Source organism: Alcanivorax sp. HI0007 (assembly GCF_001635525.1).
Lineage (GTDB): Bacteria > Pseudomonadota > Gammaproteobacteria > Pseudomonadales > Alcanivoracaceae > Alcanivorax.
The window spans coordinates 1-215 of record NZ_LWEJ01000076.1 but is presented as its reverse complement, the minus strand read 5'-3'; the positions used below and the strand labels follow the sequence as shown (position 1 = coordinate 215).

1 protein-coding gene is annotated in these 215 nt (G+C 62.3%); it reads left to right on the top strand.

Annotated features, from left to right (window positions below; all coding sequences use genetic code 11):
- Positions 1-215: hypothetical protein (locus tag A3714_RS17920; RefSeq protein ID WP_197463361.1), on the top strand; the 215-nt coding region annotated here is incomplete at both ends.

Here is a 215-nt window from a genome sequence, read left to right as displayed (position 1 = left end):
GTGAGTGGGAGCGCTACGCGCTGATCAAGATGCGCCCGGTCGGCGGCGATTTGCAGGCCGGCAAGCGGCTGATCAAGCGGCTCAATCCCTTCGTCTACCGCCGTTATATCGACTACGGCGCTTTCCATTCCCTGCGCGAGATGAAGTCCCTGATCGAACGGGAAGTGAACCGCAAGGGCATGCAGGCGGATGTGAAGCTGGGTGCCGGCGGCATC